Source organism: Dendrosporobacter sp. 1207_IL3150 (assembly GCF_036763085.1).
In the GTDB taxonomy this organism is placed as follows: Bacteria; Bacillota; Negativicutes; order DSM-1736; family Dendrosporobacteraceae; genus JBAIYU01.
This window is the reverse complement of sequence record NZ_JBAIYU010000007.1, coordinates 285,020-306,980: the sequence shown is the minus strand read 5'-3', so window position 1 is coordinate 306,980 and position 21,961 is coordinate 285,020. Positions and strand designations below refer to the sequence as shown.

The 21,961-nt window shown below is 37.7% G+C and carries 14 protein-coding genes; 7 read left to right on the top strand and 7 right to left on the bottom strand.

Features of this window, described 5'->3' with window-relative positions; translation table 11 throughout:
* Nucleotides 1-10: 10 nt before the first annotated feature.
* The 4 genes from V6C17_RS02780 to V6C17_RS02765 all read right to left on the bottom strand — a co-directional run bounded on the left by V6C17_RS02780 (nt 11) and on the right by V6C17_RS02765 (nt 4,874).
* Entirely contained in the window at nt 11-1,942 is a 1,932-nt protein-coding gene (locus V6C17_RS02780; RefSeq protein ID WP_333521020.1) for a PrkA family serine protein kinase, read from the bottom strand.
* 343 nt (nt 1,943-2,285) lie between these two features.
* Complete coding sequence (locus tag V6C17_RS02775; RefSeq protein WP_333521019.1) at nt 2,286-3,050, bottom strand: TSUP family transporter; 765 nt, start codon at nt 3,048-3,050, stop codon at nt 2,286-2,288.
* A 73-nt stretch (nt 3,051-3,123) separates the two neighbouring features.
* Entirely contained in the window at nt 3,124-3,555 is a 432-nt protein-coding gene (locus V6C17_RS02770) for a peptidylprolyl isomerase (protein WP_333521018.1), read from the bottom strand.
* A gap of 74 nt (nt 3,556-3,629) precedes the next feature.
* On the bottom strand, nt 3,630-4,874 hold the full coding sequence (locus V6C17_RS02765) for a L,D-transpeptidase (protein ID WP_333521017.1): 1,245 nt from the start codon (nt 4,872-4,874) through the stop codon (nt 3,630-3,632).
* 143 nt (nt 4,875-5,017) lie between these two features.
* On the opposite strand from V6C17_RS02765, the gene V6C17_RS02760 reads away from it, so the two are divergent.
* Nucleotides 5,018-5,854, top strand: coding sequence for a serine hydrolase (locus V6C17_RS02760; protein ID WP_333521038.1), 837 nt, complete (start codon nt 5,018-5,020; stop codon nt 5,852-5,854).
* A gap of 135 nt (nt 5,855-5,989) precedes the next feature.
* Here V6C17_RS02760 and V6C17_RS02755 read toward each other — a convergent pair whose 3' ends face one another.
* The 3 genes from V6C17_RS02755 to corA all read right to left on the bottom strand — a co-directional run bounded on the left by V6C17_RS02755 (nt 5,990) and on the right by corA (nt 11,661).
* Complete coding sequence (locus V6C17_RS02755; protein WP_333521016.1) at nt 5,990-7,564, bottom strand: DUF3369 domain-containing protein; 1,575 nt, start codon at nt 7,562-7,564, stop codon at nt 5,990-5,992.
* Nucleotides 7,548-10,070: a sensor histidine kinase gene (locus tag V6C17_RS02750; RefSeq protein ID WP_333521015.1), complete on the bottom strand. Its 2,523-nt coding sequence runs from the start codon at nt 10,068-10,070 to the stop codon at nt 7,548-7,550. The genes V6C17_RS02755 and V6C17_RS02750 overlap by 17 nt, the downstream gene beginning before the upstream one ends.
* 529 nt (nt 10,071-10,599) lie before the next feature.
* Nucleotides 10,600-11,661 (bottom strand): magnesium/cobalt transporter CorA, encoded by a 1,062-nt coding sequence (gene corA, locus V6C17_RS02745; protein WP_333521014.1) that lies wholly within the window; start codon nt 11,659-11,661, stop codon nt 10,600-10,602.
* 79 nt (nt 11,662-11,740) lie between these two features.
* Between corA and V6C17_RS02740 the strand changes: the two genes are divergently transcribed.
* The 6 genes from V6C17_RS02740 (at nt 11,741) to V6C17_RS02715 (ending at nt 21,931) form a co-directional block, all read left to right on the top strand.
* Nucleotides 11,741-12,076, top strand: coding sequence for a L,D-transpeptidase (locus tag V6C17_RS02740; protein WP_333521013.1), 336 nt, complete (start codon nt 11,741-11,743; stop codon nt 12,074-12,076).
* A gap of 236 nt (nt 12,077-12,312) precedes the next feature.
* Complete coding sequence (locus V6C17_RS02735) at nt 12,313-15,018, top strand: cation-translocating P-type ATPase (protein WP_333521012.1); 2,706 nt, start codon at nt 12,313-12,315, stop codon at nt 15,016-15,018.
* A gap of 177 nt (nt 15,019-15,195) precedes the next feature.
* A complete protein-coding gene (locus V6C17_RS02730) occupies nt 15,196-16,875 on the top strand; it encodes an ATP-binding protein (RefSeq protein ID WP_333521011.1) in 1,680 nt (559 codons plus the stop codon).
* A 749-nt stretch (nt 16,876-17,624) separates the two neighbouring features.
* The gene (locus tag V6C17_RS02725) at nt 17,625-18,797 is read left to right on the top strand and encodes an ATP-binding protein (RefSeq protein WP_333521010.1); all 1,173 of its coding nucleotides are present in this window, start codon (nt 17,625-17,627) and stop codon (nt 18,795-18,797) included.
* A 270-nt stretch (nt 18,798-19,067) separates the two neighbouring features.
* The gene (locus tag V6C17_RS02720; RefSeq protein WP_333521009.1) at nt 19,068-20,189 is read left to right on the top strand and encodes a GNAT family N-acetyltransferase; all 1,122 of its coding nucleotides are present in this window, start codon (nt 19,068-19,070) and stop codon (nt 20,187-20,189) included.
* Between the two features lie 23 nt (nt 20,190-20,212).
* Nucleotides 20,213-21,931, top strand: a complete 1,719-nt coding sequence (locus tag V6C17_RS02715) for a B12-binding domain-containing radical SAM protein (protein ID WP_333521008.1) — start codon at nt 20,213-20,215, stop codon at nt 21,929-21,931.
* The last annotated feature ends 30 nt before the right edge of the window (nt 21,932-21,961 follow it).

Here is a 21,961-nt window from a genome sequence, read left to right as displayed (position 1 = left end):
TCCATATCGACTAGTCTTTCCAAAGGTTATTAGCCGCATATTTCAGGATTACATTACAGCAATGGTCACAGTAGCCATTTCGCTTCATTTCTTCAACCATGGCATTATACTTACTGTCTTGTTCCTTATCGCGCACTCTTGCTTTAGTAACAATCCGTGATAATTCTTTAACTGACGCCATCAGTTTTTTCTCAATTGCTTCTTTAAGCGGTTCATAGCTTTCATAGGCAATTTTTCCGTTGTTACGCAGCACTGTGAACATATACGAAGTTACATCTTGCCTAAAGCCCAATGCTGAGGTTCCAGTTATGCCAATTTGTTCTTCAATCGACTGAAGGAACTTAATATCGGGTTCTAACTCTTCGCCGGTATTCTTGTCTTTGAGTTTGGTTGAATTAACGAAAGCCTCGGCATGATCTAAATAGTTATTAAATAAACTTTCAGCCTGTTCCTTGTAACCGTGAATAAACGCTCGCGTTACCTCTTTTTCGATAATCTTATTATATTCCTTTTTGAGAGTGTCTTGTAAAAAAGCAAGGTAACGTTTCTTCTCATCCTCACCAATGGCTAACTCTTTTGTAGCTTTTATTAAGGTATCAACAACAGCTATTGGATTAATGCAGTTGTTTTCAGATTCCGACAATGCAGTATCAAGAACTTTCATAATAAACCTTGTGGAAATACCGCTCATACCTTCTCGGGTAGCTTCTTCACGAAGCTCAAAAATATCAACCTTCTTAGTAGAACCTTTTTCAACTATTTCTTCACCATTATATATTTTGAGTTTAGTCAGTGCATCCACTTTATTAGATGGAGAAAGTCTAGTTAGTATCGCAAACATTGACGCTACTTCGATAGTATGAGGTGCTATGTGCGCGTCAAAATTACTATTACTCAGCATCTTACGGTAAATCTTGACTTCTTCATCCAGTTCCATGCAGTATGGAACCTCGACTTTAACAATGCGGTCCAGAATAGCTTCATTTGTATGATCTGACTTAAACTTATTCCATTCAGCTTCATTGGAATGCGCTAGAATTATTCCATCAAAATAAATCATTGAGCCCTTGCCTGGTGATGGAATGGATTTTTCTTGCGTAGCTGTAATCATAGTATGCAGATATTCAACCTCGTTTTTAAATACTTCAATAAATTCGACAATCCCCCGGTTGCCAACATTGAACGCCCCATTTAGCGCTAATACCCTGGGGTCATCCTCGGGATAAAGGTCTAACTTAGAAATATCAACCGATCCGGTAAGAACAGATGTATCTTGATTGTTTGGATCAACAGGAGGTACAACACCAACGCCTTTACGAGAGCGAATCGAAAACTCAGAAGTTGTTATCGGCATCTTTTCATAATGCCCATTATAATCATTGACAAGGCGATAGCGGCACACCGGACATAAGTCACCCTCAATTTTAATTCCCAGCATTTCTTCAAATTTCGGGCGCATATGTTTAGGAATTAGATGCAGGGGGGTTTCGCGCATCGGACATCCTTCAATAACATAAATCGGCGGACTGGTCTCTAACGCTTTTTTTAACGCTTCCATGAGGGAAGATTTCCCCGCTCCTACTGGTCCTACTAAATAGAGCACCTGCCGCGCTTCCTCTCCTTGCATTGCTGCTGAATGGAAATAGCGCATAATTTTCATAATACTGCTATCAATCCCGAAAAATTCTTTTTTGAAAAAGTTGTATCTTTTAATAGTTGCATTTCCGTATATCTTTTTAAGCCGCGGATGTTCTTCTGTTTTTATAGCTTCAACACCTGATTTAGTAAGCAATTGAAACATCCTAGCATGAGCAAGCATAGCCTCTTGCTTGGGGCTATCTTTAAGAATCTCCAGATAATCTAAAAATGTACCGGAGAAGCGCTCCTTCTTTCTTTCTTCGCGATCTTTTTTAATAAGAGCTGCAAAATCAAAGCCAGGCATTTAATCACTCTCCTTTAGATTTGTGGGTTCCTTAAATGGCTATGCGCCGTCACTATTATAATAAGGAGACGCTAAAAATTGTTGCTCAATATAAATGTATTAATCACCGTGGAAATTTAGCCCAAAAACTCGAAATACTGGCGATTTAATGTATAATAATGGAATTTGAGGTTGTATTAACTGCTATTTATATTCACATCACCGCTGCTTATTTCCGCTAATCAAAATTGACTCGCACTAAAAAGAAAAGACTATTATCCTCCACACAATCTATGCAAGATTGATGAAAATAATAGTCCGTAGTTAATTTTAAATTTTATTTAACAATCTGTCTAATTGAATGCTAGTGCATAATGTCCCAAAGCTGCTTACCAATCAAAAGTGCGGAAACAGATAAAAATAATGGTCTAACGTATGCAGCCCCTTTTGTAATAGCCATTTTAGTGCCAGCTATCGCCCCGATAACCATGGCAATTCCCATTGGAATAGCATAGTAGTAATTAATTGATCCTATAAAAGCGAAGACTATTACAGCAGCTATGTTACTGCCAAAATTAAGCGCTCTGGAATTGCCTGAGGCCGTTACAAAATCAAAACCGATTAGAAGAAACGCAAATAACAAAAATGATCCTGTACCGGGTCCAAAAAAACCATCATAGAAGCCGAGAGCAAAAGCAACTAAACCGCTCATCCAGGCTGTTTTGCCGCTAAGCCCTGCATAGGTAGAGGTTTCGCCCCAGTTTTTCCGTAGCAAACTATATATTGTAACAAGTATCAAGAGTACCACTACCAAAGGCTTTAGAAACTCTGGAGGGATAAACTGGACTGTATAAACACCCAAGGCAGAGCCGATTACTGAAAGCGGAAATAAATATTTTATAAGACCAAGATCTACTTTTCCAGAGCGTATAAAAGAAACTACGCTTGTAAAACTGCCCATTACTGCTGCCATTTTATTTGTTCCTAGAACTACTACTGGCGGTAACCCGGTCAGCATTAAGGCTGGAACTGCTATAATACCGCCACCGCCAACCACTGAATCAATAAAGGAAGCAACAAATCCAGCTGCCATTAAAAATACCAGCATTTCAATACTTAAATTTTCCATATTCCAAGACTCCTTAGATAAACGAAAGGGGATGGATTTCACCATTCGGTGTACCCCATCCCCAATTATACTCTTATTCCTCTACAATTGTCACCTTATTCATCTTATCGCCTGGCTTAATTTGATCTACAATATCCATACCGTCAATTACTTTACCAAATACAGTATGTACGCCATCTAAGTGCGGTTGTGGTTCATATACAATGAAAAATTGACTTCCACCAGTGTTAGGTCCACGGTGGGCCATAGATAGTGCACCACGCTCATGGATCTTTGGATTTCCTTTAGTCTCGCAAGGAATGGTATAACCAGGTCCGCCAGCGCCTGAACCTTGCGGACAACCACCCTGAGCTACAAAGCCAGGAATTACACGGTGGAAATTTAACCCATTATAATAACCCTCTTTGATAAGCTTTTCAAAGTTTGCAACTGTTTTTGGGGCTTCTTTTTCAAATAATTCAACCGTAACTGTACCTTTATCCATTTCGATGACTGCTTTTTTCATAAATAACTCCCTCGTTTCCTATTATTTCCCCCATATTATACCATAATAACTTAAAAAATATCAGCGAGAAGCTGTTAAAAAAATTCACCCATGTGATCCAAGTACATTGAGTAATCTATCGCAAATTCAAGCTCTTTGATGTTGACGGCTTGCTCATCCTCATTCCATACAGCTTTAGCACTAAAAAATTCACTTATTCTATTCGAATCTATGTAAGGCTCTCCGTTAAGAATTTCAACTGGCAGCTTTCTAACAGCATTTCGGACAATACCACTTTCTGATTCCCAGTATAATTTTTGACCTAATACTTTAGCCATTGTTAGCACTGGTACCAAAATTTTTCCGCCATACTCGTGAATATCATAGCTTATACTGGTTCCCGCCAATCTGATATTCGGGACTTGAAGGTATAGACAATTGTCAGCATCTCGCCACTCCTGCCTTCCGGCAAAAAGTAGTGGTAGACTATCTGCAGGTACATAAACGGTCTGACCTTTAGTGATACCACTTACTGCCTGCCTTTTGCCGCGTACAGTGCCATTATTAACATCCCATTTTAGATTAACTTGCAGACTCCTGGCAATTTCTAGAGCGGGGGCATACTTAATTCCATCAATTGAAACAAGATATCTATTTATGCTGTTCCCATTTACTCTAAGTTTATGTAACTGCGCGAACGGAACTTGCTCATCTGGAACATCACTGATTAATCGATTTAGCTGAACGTCATCAATTAATCCATCTAGACCAGCATCAGCCAACTTTTTCTTAATTTGGCCGGCTGTGACCGATTTGTACCCATAGACATCAGGGTAAATACCTAGTGACGCTACCCCATCATTGCCAATCCTTAGTTTAAATCGATTGTAAGTAATGTACACGGGGGTTCCTTCATTTACTAATTCGTATAAATCCTCAACAGCATCTTCCCTTAGGCGTATACAGCCATTCGACACTACTCCGCCAATCGACCAAGGTGCATTTGTACCATGTATCCCATAGGTAGGCAGAAATCCCATCCAACGATATCCTAACGGATTTTCAGGCCCTGATGGTACAGAGTATTTTTTACCTGGCGGATACCACGTAGGATTGACTACTTTATCAATAATTGCAAAATCCCCCATTGGAGTTGGTGTTGAAACCTTGCCGATTGCAATACGGTATTCTCTAATTAGAATATCATTGGAGTAGTATTCCAATGTTCTGCTGGGAAGGTTAATAATAATTGCTGAGTTACAATCGGCTCTTACTGTAAGCGGCTGCAGCAACATCATAATAATAAAAAATACAAAAAAGACCTGATTACATTTTTTCACCTGCTATCCCTTCTTTTGTCCAAAATCACAGACAATACACCATATGAAGGAATAGCATTCAGTATGTTAATTTTTACCGTGTTTGCTTTATTATTCACTTGGCAAAGCTATAATTAACATATTATAGCTGGGAGTGATACTATCTGAAAAAAGCACTATTTGCTTTACTGATAATTGTTTTTCTTAGTAGCGCTTGTGCCCAGACTCCAGTAAAAAAACCTAATTTACCTGAAACTGCTCAGCAGCAGCAAAATCAGCCTGCACCAGTACCACTAGATTCCAACAATGTTCAAAAATATGCGAATCGCTTTCCCGGAAAGCTTGGTCTTTATGCAAAAAACTTAAAGACAGGACAAACTATAAGTATAAACTCAGATGAGATTTTTGCCACAGCTTCGACTCATAAGCTGGTTGTTGCATTAGCCGTATACAAATACATTTATCCAAACGTTTCAGTGGAAAAAAAGAAAGATTATGATCAGATGATTAAAAAAATGATGATTATAAGTGATAATCCCTCTTTTTATGAACTCTTAGATGAAATTGAACAACGTCATCCAGATGCTTTAACAAAAGTTTTAAAGGATTTAAATTTAACCAAAACTCGAATTCATAGTAAAGAGGCTTTTCATCGATACGGTTACCACAGTGTAACAACTCCGCAAGAAATGGCTGTAGTCTTTGAGACCATTTATAATGAACAGTATCTGGGTAAGGAAATGTCAGCAATTCTTAAGGAAGAACTTGCAAAAACAATATATAAAGAAGAAATACCTAGACATATGGGTAATAACAAAGTTATGCACAAGGTGGGACAGTTACCTGATGGGGTATTAAATGATGTGGGTATTGTAGATGATGGGAAAAACCTTATTCTCATTAGCTCATTCTCTAAAACCCAGCAATCGCCCGACTACGCAAGTAATTTCTTGGCTGAATTATCGGCCAAAAGCTATGAAGCACTACGAAATAAAAACTAAAATATAAAGAAAACACGGCTTGCACCTAGCATAGCGCCGGCGAAAGCAGTTGCTAACCTTTAACATGTAAGAAAGTTTATACTTCTTACCGTATAAATAATGGCGTAATAGCACACTAATGCTATTACGCCATTATTAGTTATCCTCATCAGGGAAAAGATCCCTAACTGCAAATATCTCCTCACAGTGTTCATAAAACAAATCTGTAAGACAAGGATCAAACTTTTTTCCTCTTTGTTCTAAAATATATTGGGTGATCTCTTCCTTCGACCAAGATTTCTTATAAACTCTTTTTGTCCCTAATGCATCTATTACATCAGCTAAAGCTACAATTCTACTGTATATATTAATCTCAGTTTCTTTAAGAGAGTGAGGATATCCAGTTCCATCATAGTTTTCATGATGCTCTCGCGCAATAATAGCTGCAGTTTGAAATAACTTCCTTTTCGAAGATTTAAGCATCTCATACCCCATTTGTGAATGGGTTTTAATTGTTTCAAACTCCTCAGACGTTAGTGCCCCAGGTTTATTCACAATCGAATCGTTAATAGCAAGTTTACCAAGATCATGCATAGATGCAGATAGTTTAATTAGTTCAGCTTCTTGTTCAGAAAGACCATAGCGAAGGGCTAAAATACGAGCTACTTCTCCTACACGCTTGACATGGTTACCCATTTCATGTGATCTTGATTCAGCAATTTCGCCTAATGTAAATATACATTCTCTTTGAGTATCTTCAACCTCTTGATTTAAGTAGATGTTGTCAAAGGCAACAAAAACATTCAGTCTAAACATCTCAACCAAGTCTTTTGTCCAGTCCGTAAGGCAGCCAAACCCCTCTAAATAAACAATGTTTTCAGGACCTAGATTGCTTGGACAATATAAGGCCACGCTGTTATCCCGAAAAACACAGCATTTATTAACACAGACTTGATCTATGACCTCTAAAATTTCAGCCGGCATTTCACTAGACAGATAACGACCTTCAAGACCGTTATGCTGACCTATCGCAGCATGAATAAAGAAGTTCTCCTCGATTTTTCGTTCAGCCACAAACCCAGATAATTTATTATTGCCGCCCTTGGGCTGAATACAGGCTAGCGTGGTTAGCTGATGCAGAATTTCACCCGCAAATTTTTTTATAGACTGCAGTCTAAAAATCTGGGTCGACGATTTAATTACTTGTTTAAGATCACGCCGATTTTCATCAATTATTTGTAAGTCGCGATAAGATCGAAGCGCAGTTACCACAGCTGTTAATAACCGCTGAGTTGTAAGCTCAGTCTTTTCACGATAATCATTAATATCGTATTCGATAGTGACACTCTCTTCGGGCGCTTGACCAGGATGGCCTGTCCTGAGAATAATACGTACCAAAGAGTTCTTTAACTCCCGCCTAACATAATGAACAAGTGCCAAGCCGGCATGTTCTTCTTCCATAACAACATCTAAAAGCATGACAGCGATATCTGGATTAAGTTTGAGAATTTCCCTGGCTTCGGCTGCAGAAAATGCACTAAAAAACTCTATCCTGCCTCCATCAAAAACCAATCTCCTAAGTGTCATACGGGTGACATCATGAACATCGTCCTCATCATCTACAATAAGTATCTTCCATTTATCCGGACCGCTGACACATTTCTCTTTTGCCGTGCTGGTTAACCACTTGTCCCTGTCTTCTAAAAACAGAAACTCATTTTTGCTTTCCATCTGCCGGCCCACCCTTCCTTAAAGGCAAATAAATATCAAATCTTGTTCCTCTGCCTGGTTCGCTTTCGCACTTAATTGTCCCATTAAACTTTTGAGTAACAATATTATAAACAATATATAAACCTAGGCCTGTACCGCCATTACCGCGTTTTGTTGTATAAAAAGGGTCAAATATTTTTGCGAGGACATTTTGGTACATACCTTTTCCGTTATCGGAGTAGGTACATACTAACTGTCTATCCTGCCGCTCTATTCTTATACTAATACTGCCTTCATCACCCGGTTCAAACGCATGAGTTAAGGTATTCATAACTAAGTTCGTAATAACTTGCGCAAAAGCCCCTGGATAGCCAACTATTTCGACATCTCTTTCGCAGTCTATATTTATTTTAAGCTTCGTCCTTTTTATTTGCGGCTGCATACTTAGAAGAATTTCATCTAAATATTCTCTTACGTTAAACGCTCGTCTTGCTTCGCTTGATTGGTCTACCGAAACCTGCTTAAAACTGTGTACTAATTTAGCCGCCCGCTCTAAGTTTTTATAGGTAATTGCTGCAGCTTCTTCAATATCTTCTAAGTACTCTACAAGATGCTGCCGGCGCGGATTTCCGTTTTGGCAAAACTCTTTAAATCTTTCTGTAAGTTGCATCAAATGTGATGCTGCAGTAACACCGACACCAAGCGGTGTATTAATCTCATGCGCTACTCCAGCAACTAAACTTCCTAACGCCGCCATTTTTTCGGATTGGACTAAGTAAGCCTGCATGGCTTTTAGTTCTTCAAATGCTCTTTTAAGTTCATCATTAGCTTCTGCAAGCTTCTCTTCTACTTTCCGACGACTGTCTACCTCGCTGTGCAGCTCATCATTAATCGCCTGCAGCTCTTCATTTATTGCAATTAGTTCTTCGTTAAGAGAGGAAAGTTCTAATGTTCGCTGGTACACTTTGTTTTCTAGATCATCATTAGCTGTTCTTAGCGCTTCTTCGGCCCGCTTACTGTCTGTTATGTCATGCCATACGTAAACAATACAGTCTTCTCCATTTATTGAAATAACTTCTGCCGAATAAAGTCCTATCCTAACTTCACCCGACTTGGTACACCAATGTGTTTCTAAATTTCTTAAGAACCCATCTTTGCTCAGTTTGTTAAAAAGATTGTTTCTTTCTGTTGCACTGAGCCAAAGCCCAAAAGAGTGATCATTTTGTGAATTAACAGCAGTCGAGGATCTATCAATAACCTCTTCACGACTATACCCAAAGGTTTCAAAAAATGCATCACTGACTTCCATGTAATAGCCATCACTTAGACGGGCAATACCAACAACATCAGCACAATTTCGAAATGCTTTTGAGTATTTCTCCTCTGAGGCGGTTAATGCTGCTTCAGCCTTTTTCCTTCGCTGGATATTAGCTGTTAAAACAAGTACTGCCGCCGCTAATGCTATTAAAAAGAAGGCTGTTGCCCACATAGCTTCACGTGATACCCGATAAGTAAGATCCGGCGAATTAAATATAATCGAATTCGCTGGCAGCTTACTGCGATTTAGCCCAAATCTTGATAATTGTTTATAATCAAACATATATACATTTTTAACACTTTGAATAATAGCAATATCTTCTGGTTTCTCACCTTGCAAAATCCGAAGAGCCATCTCAGCAGCAAGTCGTCCTTGATCTTTTCCGCTCACAACAAGGCCACCCACCGCCCCGTGATTTAAGCCAAAATCCCAAGCAGTATATACAGGTACAGGCGAAGCCTCAGAAATAAGTTCGTTTACTCTTTGAAGATTTACGCCTTCACCGCCGGAGGTCTTCATACTGCCTACTGCCATAACTATACTATCTTTGGGCAAGTTTTTAACATCAGCGATAGCTGCTTCAACATAAGGTATTTCTTTAATTTCAATTTCGATGCTGAGTTCAGGTATTAGTTTTTTTATTAAAGCAATGTTAGCAATATGGGATGGATCATCCTCTATACCATACACGACAAGTCGTTTAGTATTTTGATGCAGTTTAAGTATCAGATCAAATAACCCGCGGAAATCATTATCTTCTGCGACACCAGTAACTCCGCTAAGCCCTTTTACCATATTCAAATTAAATCCATTAACGCCGCAAAAAACAATTGGAACATCCGGAAAAAGTTCATCACGGTGAAGCCGCAAAAAATTAAGGGCCGCGTTATCAGTAACAATTACCGCCGAGAAATATGAATTAGCAAACTTTTGCTTGTACAGATTTTTCAGCAATTCACCCTGCATTAACTTAGGGCTGTGATTAGTATCCATATATTCAATACGTACTTTGTATTGATCTTTGAAGTGTTCAAATACGCTGTCTATTCCCTGTTGCTCTGTTTTTGTCCAGTCGTAGTCAGGACTATAAGAATGAAGAACAAGCACTTCTCGGCGAACTGCATGATGAGCCAATACCGATGATGAAAAGTAAAGAAAGCTAACGAAGGTAGCTAAAAGTATCACCCATCCTAATTTTTTCACTTTCATCACTGCACCTCGTTTTGTTCTATATCCATGCCGTTTTGGAAAAATTCCCTGCATTTTCAAATACTGATAAAATTCTACATAAGTTAACATTAACCTTTCAAAATACCCTAAACAAATCCATTTTATTTTGGCCAGACACCTTATCTACTCCGGGCGCATATTATAAAGCATAAATCCATAGGGGGTAGATTAAATGTCAGATTGCTGCAGCAACAAAAAGCATCATTGCTGCCCAAAATGTAATCACAGCTTTCCTCACAAATGCCATAAATGTCATCATGAGTGTGATTACGGATGCTCTGAGTGCCCAAAATGTAAGTGTCATATCCCTAAAACTTGTGACTGTCCAAAGTGCAGCTACCGCTTTGAAGACTAAGTGAGAAATTATCCAAAAACGTCCTTTGGGGCGTTTTTTGCTTTAGCCGAGGTTTATACGTTGTCAAATTAGCAGTAAAGCTTGTAAAGATAACTACTTTTCTAAAAATCGTGAAAATAAAAATAGAAAGCCAGTTTCGCAACTGGCTTTCCGCTAAATCCATTCACTTTTGCGGAAAAAGCATATTAGTGATAGGGCAACAAGGGCCATGAGACTTAGCACAGCAGGATAGCCCCATTCCCAAGACAATTCAGGCATATATTGAAAATTCATTCCATAAACCCCCGCAATAAAATTTAGCGGAATGAAAATTGTGGATATTATAGTAAGAACTTTCGTTACTTCGCTCAATCGATTACTAGTACTGGATAGATATATATCTAGTAACCCTGAAGCCATATCGCGATACATTTCGATATTATCAATAACCTGCCTAGTGTGATCATAAATGTCACGAATATATATCCTGGTTTCGTCGGTAAATATCTTGGAGTCGCCTCTCTGTACCGCATGTATGACTTCCCGCAGCGGCCATATTGCCTTCCTGATAAATAACAGTTCATTTTTTAGAACGTGAATTTCCTTTACTACATCCGGCGTTGGTCGCTCAATAACTTTATCTTCTATTTCTTCAATTTTTTCGCTCAAGCTTTCAAGAACGTAATAATAATTATCTGTAATTGCATCAATTAGCGAATACGCTAAATAATCCGTATTTAAAGTACGTAATTTCCCGGATGTATTAAGCATACGGTTTCTAACTGTCTTAAATATCTCGTTATCTGTCTCCTGAAATGAAATCAAATAATTGCTTCCCACAATAAAACTTACTTGGTGAATTTCAGCAATAAAACCTTCACTGCTAAGAATTAGCATTTTAACAGTTAGGTAAGCGTAAACACCATGATCCTCAAATTTCGGCCTTTGATTAGTATTAACTATATCCTCTAGCACTAAAGGATGAATACCATAATGTGAACCGATCACTCCCACTAGCTCCACGTCGTGAATGCCATGTACATCTATCCAGGTGTTTTCTAGTGTCGGTTGATAGTTCACTAGGTCATTCACATTTAAAAATTTTGATTCACACACAGTATCTTTATCATATTCAACTAGCTCTATTGTAGACTTTTCGTCCCTCGCCTCGCCAATATAGACAAGTGAACCTGGCAACGTGCCTCTTTTCTTAGCAATCCCCCTTATCCTCCTCATAATAATACCCCCGATTTTATTACGTATTAACCAGTAGCATATCTTCTATTTGTGAATATATTGTGGATGAGGTGATATAATGGCGTACTCAATTACTATTTCAATCAGCCGTAGAACGTTAACGTTATTTAATAACGGCACTCCTATCCGTTCCTATCCAGTCGGCACTGGCAAACACTATTCACCAACCCCTAAAGGTCAGTATCATATAGTTAATAAACGTCCTAATCCCGGAGGGCCTTTTGGTTCAATGTGGCTGGGGCTAAGTATACCGCATTACGGAATACATGGAACAAATAATCCTTCTTCTATCGGTGGTTACGTATCCAAGGGTTGTATTCGAATGTACAATAAAAATGTGATCGAGCTGGCAAGTATTGTGCCAATTGGCACGGTGGTGAATATTGTTAGCTAGTTGTTCCATGATTTTTAACCTGAACTTATTAGAGGATCGTCTGGCTTATGGTAAGCGACGGTCCTTTATGTTTTCAATAAATAAACGACTTTCTGGGTGGCAAACTTGTATCGTTTTTAAGGATACACTCTGTTAGAATTAAACAATATGAAATGAGACTCTCATAAAAAGGATTTAAATCAGGAAAGTATAATAAATATTCTTAGTTAATATCAACTTAGATAAGGAGGGCCGATATGAAACGAAATTGGTTCGAATTGACTACCGAGCAGACCCTGCATGAACTTGGATCTGATATCAAAACAGGCTTATCATCTCAGCAGGCTGCCGATAGGCTGGCATTGCACGGATATAATCAATTAGCGGAAAAAGAACGTATCAGTTTTCTCCACCGTCTGCTAAGCCAATTTAAAGATTTCCTTGTTATTATATTGATTGCAGCTAGTGTTATTTCAGCCTTTGTTGGTGAAGTTGTCGATTCAATTGCTATTATTATTATTGTTTTGCTCAATGCAACCCTCGGCCTAGTGCAAGAGGCCAAAGCTGAAAAAGCCTTAGCGGCATTGAAACAAATGACTGCTCCGAGCACTAAGGTTATTCGAAACGGACAGCTAGTAAGTGTACCTGCCCGCGAAATTGCTCCAGGCGATATAGTTATTGTTGAGACAGGTGACCGTATACCTGCCGATTTACGAATTATTGAATCACACAGCCTTAAGGTTGAAGAAGCTTCGTTAACTGGTGAATCCTTACCAGTTGAAAAAACTGACTCTCCACTAAAAGGCAATTTACCTTTGGCGGACAGAAATAACATGGCCTTTATGGGGACTTTGGTTACTTACGGCAGGGCACGAGGTGTAGTCGTAGAAACCGGAATGCTAACTGAGATTGGCAAGATTGCCAACATGCTGCAAGTAGGGGAAAAAGAAATTACCCCTCTACAGAAAAAGCTTGCTCGTTTCAGCAAAACACTAGGTTTTGCCTGCTTAGCTGTATGTACTTTAGTATTTGCGATCGGTGTTTATAACAGCTTGAGTATAGGTACGATTTCAGCCCCAGATATTCAATTGCTGTTAATGACCTCAATAAGCCTTGCTGTAGCAGCTATTCCAGAAGGTCTGCCCGCAGTCGTAACAATTGTCCTAGCATTAGGAATGCAGCGTATGGCAAAAAAGAATAGTATAGTACGCAAATTACACGCCGTAGAAACATTAGGCAGTATTACTGTAATATGTTCAGATAAGACCGGCACTCTAACTCAAAATCAAATGACAGTAACTAAAGCTTATGCTGGTAGTACAATGTATGAGTTAAGTGGTGACGGTTATGACCCAAAAGGAGAAATCCTTCTTGACAACAAGCTAATTGACCCATTAGCCGATCAGGGTCTCTCCTTGCTTATGAAAGGTGCATTGCTCTGCAATGATGCCAAGCTAAGCTTCAATTCAGATACTAATAACTGGGGAATATCAGGTGACCCAACTGAAGGTGCACTAATAACTGCTGCTGCTAAAGCCGGTCTAGATCATAATGATCTAAATGAAAAGTTTCCTCGCATTACCGAAGCCCCGTTTGATTCATCACGAAAGATGATGACAACAGTTCATGCCGCTGGGGATGAATATATATCCTTTACTAAAGGAGCACCAGATGTTTTACTTAAGCGCTGTTCCAGTGTTATGCAGTCAAATGAATTACTTCCTCTGACCGATGAGATCTTAACTAGAATACATGAGACAAACCAAAAACTAGCCTCGCAAGCTTTACGAGTATTAGCAGTAGCTTGCCGAAGGTTCACCACTATTCCTGATTCTAGTAATGTTGACTTTCTCGAGTCTAACCTCACTCTAATCGGTCTTGTCGGTATGATTGACCCACCTCGCAGCGAAGCGCGTGAAGCTGTCAGAGTATGTACTGCTGCTGGTATACGCCCGATTATGATTACTGGTGATCATCAGGACACTGCTCAAGCAATTGCCTTAGATCTAGGAATAATCAACAGCAAAAGTCAATCCATGACAGGTAAACAAATTGACGCATTATCAAAAGAAGAATTACGCCAGGTTGTGCAGCACACAAGCGTTTTCGCCAGAGTCTCTCCTGAAAACAAAGTTGCAATCGTGGAGGCATTAAAAGCAAATAACCAAATTGTAGCTATGACTGGTGACGGAATTAATGATGCCCCTGCTTTAAAAAAGGCTGATATAGGTGTAGCCATGGGTATAACAGGCACTGATGTAACAAAAGAAACTGCCGATATGGTAGTGGCCGATGATAATTTTGCTACTATAGTTACCGCTGTAGAAGAAGGCCGTACCATCTTTTCTAATATCCGCAAATTTATCTCCTTTCTTCTAGCCTGTAATCTATCGGAAGTATTGGTAATTTTTATTGCCATGCTTTTGGGCTGGCCCATACCACTTCTTCCAATTCAGCTGCTATGGGTAAATTTGGTTACAGATGCTTTTCCAGCCTTAGCTTTAGGTATGGAAAAAAAAGAAGCAGATATAATGAAAGTACCGCCTCGTGATCCTAATGAACAAATCGTTAATAAACCGTCTCTTTCTATGATTCTTCTTCAAAGTATAGCTATAACCGTTGTAGTACTGATAGCCTTTAATTATGGTTATATAGCCTACGGTTCGGATGTAACAGCTGCACGTACTTTTGCCTTTACTACCTTAATCCTAAGTCAGCTGCTTTGCGCCTACTCCGCACGTTCGGTTCATTATTCGGTATTTAAGACTGGACTATTCTCTAATAGTTACATGAACATGGCAGTATCCTTATCTTTTGCCCTAATGCTAGTAGCTGTCGGACCATTCCAAGAAATCTTTAAAACACAGACCCTACTATTAAAAGATATTATGATTATTGGTTTGCTCTCGCCTGTTCCTTTCATATTGGCTGAGTTAGCAAAAGTTATTATTGCTAAAAGATAAATAAAAACAAGCCTGATAAATTTTCAGGCTTGTTTTTATTTTATAATCACTAGCTATTTAACTGTTAGAAATATATGTAGAAAATTGACACTTTTTGCAGGAAATTACTACCATATATGGAATTAAATTTAATAAAGAATGACCCCCATGTAAATCATAAGGTGTGATAATAAAAAAATGACTTTTTTTGAAATGTCTTTGCTTGCCACTATAGCTGCAAATTTTGCAGTTGTCTGTATATACTGCTACTTATATCTGCAATATAGACATCTTTACCTTGGACTCTGGATATTAGGATGGATAATGCATTTTGCTCGCTTACCTTTTCTAGCTAATCCGCTTCCAGATTTTTCAGCAATAAACCTTTTGGTTTACGAAATCATCGCAATGATTAGCAGTGTTATAATGCTTATAGCAACAAGCAAATTCGTAGATAAAAAAGTAAATAAGCTATGGTATTCATGGGGAATTATTGTTTTTTTAATTATAGTCATAATACAAGCGTCTAGGCTGCCATTTGTATACAGCGCAATACCTGTATGCCTATATATCGGTGCATTATTTTGCAAGAACGGCTTGCTGCATTTATATCATTTGCGAATTAACGGGCTAGGTAAATACATAACAGGTATCGCCTATATTATCTTAGGACTTCATACTGTTGATATGCCATTTCTTATTACAATTACTTGGTTCGTACCTTGGGGAGTATTGATTGATGCAGTATTTCGATTTCTGGTCGCAGTGGGAACCTTAATTGTTTTTTTTGAAAAAACACGTCATGATCTAATAGAAAAAGAACAACATTATAGATTACTTACGGAAAACGCATTAGATGTAATTTATCGCTATAAAATTAGCCCACATAACCATTTCGATTATGTTAGCCCATCTGTGGAAAGATTAACAGGCCTCACTCCTAATGATTTATGTAGATCACCCATGAAAATATTACGAATTATCCATCCCAAAGATTTAAATGTACTTAAGAGATTTATGCTTAATCTTCCTAGCGCATTTGATCAACCACTTACGTTACGCCTTATTACCTCAAGTAAATCAATAATATGGATAGAGCAAACAGCGGTACCTATATTTGATTCGAAAGGAACATGTATCGGATTTGAAGCCGTCGCCCGTGATATCTCTTCAAGAAAAGCTCTCGAAGATGATGTGTCAAGATTAGATAGATTAAAGACAATAGGGCAAATGGCGGCAAGCTTAGCCCACGAAATAAGGAATCCATTAACAACGGTCCAAGGCTATCTTCAATTCTTTTCCAACAAGCAAGAGTTTGCTAAATACAACACTCAAATAGGTCTTCTTCTAGATGAATTGAATAGAACTAACTTAATTCTCAGCGAGTATCTTTCGTTAAGCAAAAACCGCAAACCGGAGTTAATGCCCACTCAACTAAATAACATTATTGAAGCACTATACCCTTTGCTGAAAGTAGATGCGAAAGCATCAGACAAAAATATACTCCTTAACATTGATGCTATCCCGATACTTCACCTTGATGAAAAAGAAATTCGCCAGCTTATACTCAACTTAGTTCGAAACGGAATCGAAGCAATGCTTACAGGCGGTACGATGACGATAAGTACGTATCTCCAAGAGACGTCTGTAGTCCTTGCCATTAAAGATGATGGTCCAGGCATACCTAAGAGTATTTTAGAAAAATTAGGCGAGCCATTTTTGACTACTAAAGAAACTGGAACTGGCCTTGGCTTAACTATTTGTTACACAATAGCTTCCAGGAATAATGCAAAAATTAGTGTTGATACGGGTCCCTCGGGAACGACTTTTTTTACTCATTTTGCGTTACCCTTTAACGGCAAGAAAAGTAAATCCTAAAATACCGTAGATTTATTTTGATCTAAGATTAGGCATAGCCTGTACGGTAAAACTTAGAACCTGAAGATTGTAATCTACAATTTGTTTAGGTTCTTTTTAATGGACTTTTTACATCACTGACTGAAAAAGAGAAATGACTTGTATTTTACTCTTTTGGTATATTTTATCAAAAAATGAAGGTAATGGATAATTATATATGGAATTATAAAATAGTAGCAATTACTTACAAAAGATTTATTTGTAATTTAAGCGAAAAAGGTGAGTTAATGACTATCTCAGAAATGTCTCTAGTAGTTACACTTTCCGCCAGCGTAGCTGTCTTTTTCATATATTGTTACTTATTTATCCAATACCGACAGTTTTATTTAGGTTTGTGGTCCTTTAGCTGGGCCTTACATTTTATAAGATTTGCGTTTATTAGTACACCGCTACCAGAAATATCGCCTGGCGCCCTAACACTCTACCTATTATGTAATATCTTAAGTGCATATATAATGCTCCTAGGGACTAGCAAGTTTGTAGGTGCAATAATAAGTAAATATTGGTATATATCGGCGTTTATGGCACTTTTTCTTAGTAGCATTGCGATTTTTCAAAATATGCCACATATATTCTTTTTAATGCCAGCTTGCTTATACCTTGGATTTGCATACTGTAAAACCGGCACATTATTTATTTACAAACTAGATGGCCATGGTTTAGGAAGATATATCACAGGGATTTCATTTTTTGTGCTGGGTATACATTTAATGGACTTGCCCTTCCTAATCAATGTAAGCTGGATAGCCCCATGGGGCTTTCTTATTGATGCTGCCTTAAGATTTATTATTGCAATAGGCACTTTGATAGTATATCTTGATAAGACAAGATATGACCTTCTTGCCAAAGAACAGTATTATAGGTTATTAGCGGAGAATGCATCAGACGTAATTTATCGTTTTAAATTTGTACCGAAAATGCATTTTGAATATATCAGCCCTTCTGTCAAAAAATTAACTGGACACTCGCCGCATTCTTTTTATAACTCAATTAGACTAATTTTCTCTTTAACTACGCCGAATGATAGGCCAATTCTTAGAATGTTTGCAAGAAAGTTCTTCTATGAGCCTGATCATACGCTCATTTTAAGAATTCGGCGAAGTGATACCTCTATGATTTGGGTCGAGCAAACATCCGTTCCTATAGTTAACGAAGAAGGATCTTGCATAGGCTTTGAAGGTATTGTAAGAGATATTACTACTCGAAAGAATCTCGAACAAGATATTTCTCGTCTCGATAGTCTAAATACTGTTGGTCAGATGGCAGCAAGCGTAGCTCACGAAATAAGAAATCCTATGACTACAATTAGAGGGTATTTACAGTTTTTCGCTAATAAAAGGGAGTTTTCAACTTACACCAATCAATTTGGTCTCATGATAGATGAGCTTGATAGAACCAACTTGATTATCAAAGAATATCTCACTTTAAGTAAGCACCGCACAATAGACTTAAAATTAAACAATCTAAATGTCATTATTGAGTCTTTATACCCTCTTGTCAAGGCAGATTCAAATGCTGACAATAAAGATATTCACATGCATTTATCAGATATTTCGCTGATATATTTAGATGAAAAAGAAATTCGCCAGCTAATTTTAAACATTGTACGTAATGGATTGGAAGCTACCTCCTCAGATGGAATAGTTATCATACGCACATTCCAACAATCAGATGAAATAGTTTTATCAATCCAAGATAATGGTAGCGGAATACCCCAACATATTCTTGATAATCTGGGTAAGCCTTTCGTCACAACTAAAGAAACCGGAACTGGTTTGGGGTTAGCAACTTGCTATCGAATTGCAAGCAGACATCAAGCCGTTATTAAAGTTGAATCAACCCCGTCAGGTACCACCTTTAATATATGCTTTAAAATACCTTAATAATATTCAAAAAAAGGCCATGGAAAACGCATCTTAATTGCGTTTTCCATGGCCTTTTTTTATGGATTCTCCAGATTGACTTATAACATAATACCATAATCTCTTTTTTATCATTCCATTTTAATACAATTAATTACATTTTTTCCGTAGGAAATGTAGGAACAAACCTATCTCCTTAGAAACAAAAGTTATGTAAGGGGGTGTTAACTTATGATAAATCATTCGTAACTTTTCTACTTAATTAATCATTAAAAAATTGGAGGTATTACAATGTATAATTTGCAAACAAAAACCGTTCAAAATTCAGAAGAGCAATCAACTAGCAATATTACAATTCATGTAGCAACCGAAGAACTAGAAAAAAAAGCAATATATAATTTACGTTTCAAAGTATTTTATGAAGAGTTGTCAAAACGACTTCCTACTAATGTAGTTAACGATAGCCAGCTAGCAGATGATTTAGATAAAACCAGTATATTATTATACGCCAAGTCAGGATCTTCAGTTATTGGAACATTACGAATGACTATTGGGGAAATTGACAGTTTTCCTAAATGGCTATCCGACATCTTTAGCTTGGACAAGTTTAGATTATTACAAAAACCAAATCAAAAAATTGGATTGTTAACAAAGTTAGCGATAGACCCTAGCTATCGTGGATCTACATTAATGTATCAATTTTTGAAAGAGATATTAGTAATTTCATATGCTCAGGGTATAAGATACGCGTTTGGTGGATGCAATCCAAATTTAGTTTCATTTTATGAACGAATGGGCTTTATAAGGTTTTCAAATAAAAATTTTACAGACCCAGGCTATGGTCTCCTCCTGCCTATTGTATTAATTACTGATAATATAAACCACTTTAAGGCATCTCGTGCTACCGCTTTACGCTTTGTTAAATCAAAGGATACCAATCTAGCCGGATTAGATTTATTTTATAAGCTTTTTCCTCAGTCACTTGACGTTGTCAATAGCCGATTAGTGAAAGGTCTTGATTTACTAGATTATTTAAATTTGAAGTTCTCTGATATTGACTTGGGACAACTATTATTTTCCCCTTCGCTAAATCTTAAAGAGTGTATTGCTTTTTTAGAATTAGGATCAATTTTTACTTGCTACGCTGGTGATCAGATAATTAGTAGTGGTGATAAAAACAGTGATCTTTATTTATTATTATCAGGAAAACTAGCGTGCGAATCCTCGTTTTTACGACCAGGTCAATTCTTTGGATTTAACTTAGCCGTAGTTTCCATACAAAAATACAATGTTACGTCTATAGGTAAATCTCAAATTATGATTATTCCAGGACAGCACTTTGAGAAGTATAAACAAGCCTATCCGAATGCAGCATTAAATATTATAGAAAAATTAGGATTATCATTAGGCTAAACTAAAAAATGGGAGGAACTAATATGAAAAAACCTATAGAGTTGCTTTTAGTTAATAGCTTTGCTCCTAGGCAAAGAATTGTATCTGACGCCGCACTCGAAAATAGCCTGGCTATAATTAGGACATACTTGGAGAATAAAGGCTTTAACGTGCACGTTAATGATGAGCAAAGAATATCTGGCGCAGAACAAGGCGTACCTTCTTGGTGCTTAATGTTTCTGCGTTTTTTTATTATGCTGCAGATTAAGGCCTATTCAAAAATGAAGCCATTAGCAGCATTATTCATTATCCTAACTTGGCCTTTGCAGAGCTTAGCTTTATTTTATCGAAAAAAACACATGGATAATCTAATTACTGCCATAGTCAACCAGATTCAGCATGAAAAAATCCCAATGGTCGGAATAAAACTTTGGAATGGAGATGCTTATACTTGGAGCATCCAATTAGCAGAAAAAATTAAGGAGCTAAGCCCTGAGACTACTATTGTAGCAGGAGGGCCACAAGTCAAAGTTTATGGGGAAAAAGTATTAGAGGCAGACATATTTGATCTTGTGATTATGGGACCTGGGGAGGAGATACTAGAAAGTTTACTTAAAATGCGAAGATCATCAAAAAACCATACAGACTTTATGGAATTAGTCTACAATAGACTCGGTGAAAACCGGCTGATACGCACAGGAAACTACAATGGGCAGAGCAATTACATGATCAGTAAATTTACAATTCCAGAATACAATAATGCGGATCTGCAAGATAAAATACTTTTTCATACTTTAATAGATGGTGTTGGCTGCTCTTGGAATCAGTGCAACTTTTGCTCCCATACAAGGCAAAACATGCAGTATATCCCTAGGCCTGTTGAAGATATAAAAGAAGAAATATTAAAAATGAATGCTAAAGGAATTTCCTTCTTCAGATTCAGCAGCTCTGAGACTCCTATATTTCACGGAAAAGCTATTGCTAGAATGCTTTTAGATGATAATATTGCTGTTAATTATTCAATGTTTATCCGTGCAAGTAATGTGACAAGAGAGACCTATGAAGCATATTGCTTAATGATTAGGTCAGGTTTAAGAGCTGTATTTCTAGGAGGCGAAACGGGACATGATTTAATTAATACAAAGGTCATGAACAAAGGAGTTGCCAAAAAAAATATCGTTGATACCATCCAATGCATCAAGCTGGCGTCCGAACACGTAGGCCTGCCTTGCAATATCGGCTTATCTCTTATTTACCCAACACCAATTATCGAAAGTGTTACTTTAGAAGATGTATTCCGTGAAAACATTGATTTAATTGAACAGACATCTCCTGATACAGTTATAATTAACCCTCCCGGAGTTCTTCCAGGTACTAAGTGGTTTGACCAGGCTTCCTCTTTCGGCTTTCAAATGGCAGATACTTTTGTGAAAGACTTGATGCACTACGAGTATTCTATGTATAAGCCAATCCATGCCTGGACAAAACTCGGTTATTCGTTAAATGGCCAAGATATGTACAGCATACTTAATGAAACAGGCAAGCTCCATAAGGCCGTCGAAGCTATGCATATACCACTTGGAATTTCAGATGAATATTTGATGATGTTAACAGCCATTGGTCAAGGTTCGAAAATTGATCTGCTTAAGTTTAAACAGCGCTCTCTTATCGATATTATGACCGGCTCATCAAACTATATTAAAGAGATTGTAGCTAAGATAAATGCGCATAGCCAGAAAGTTGCTAAATCTAATATCCGATAAAAAAATGAAAGCATCTGAACAACGTTCAGA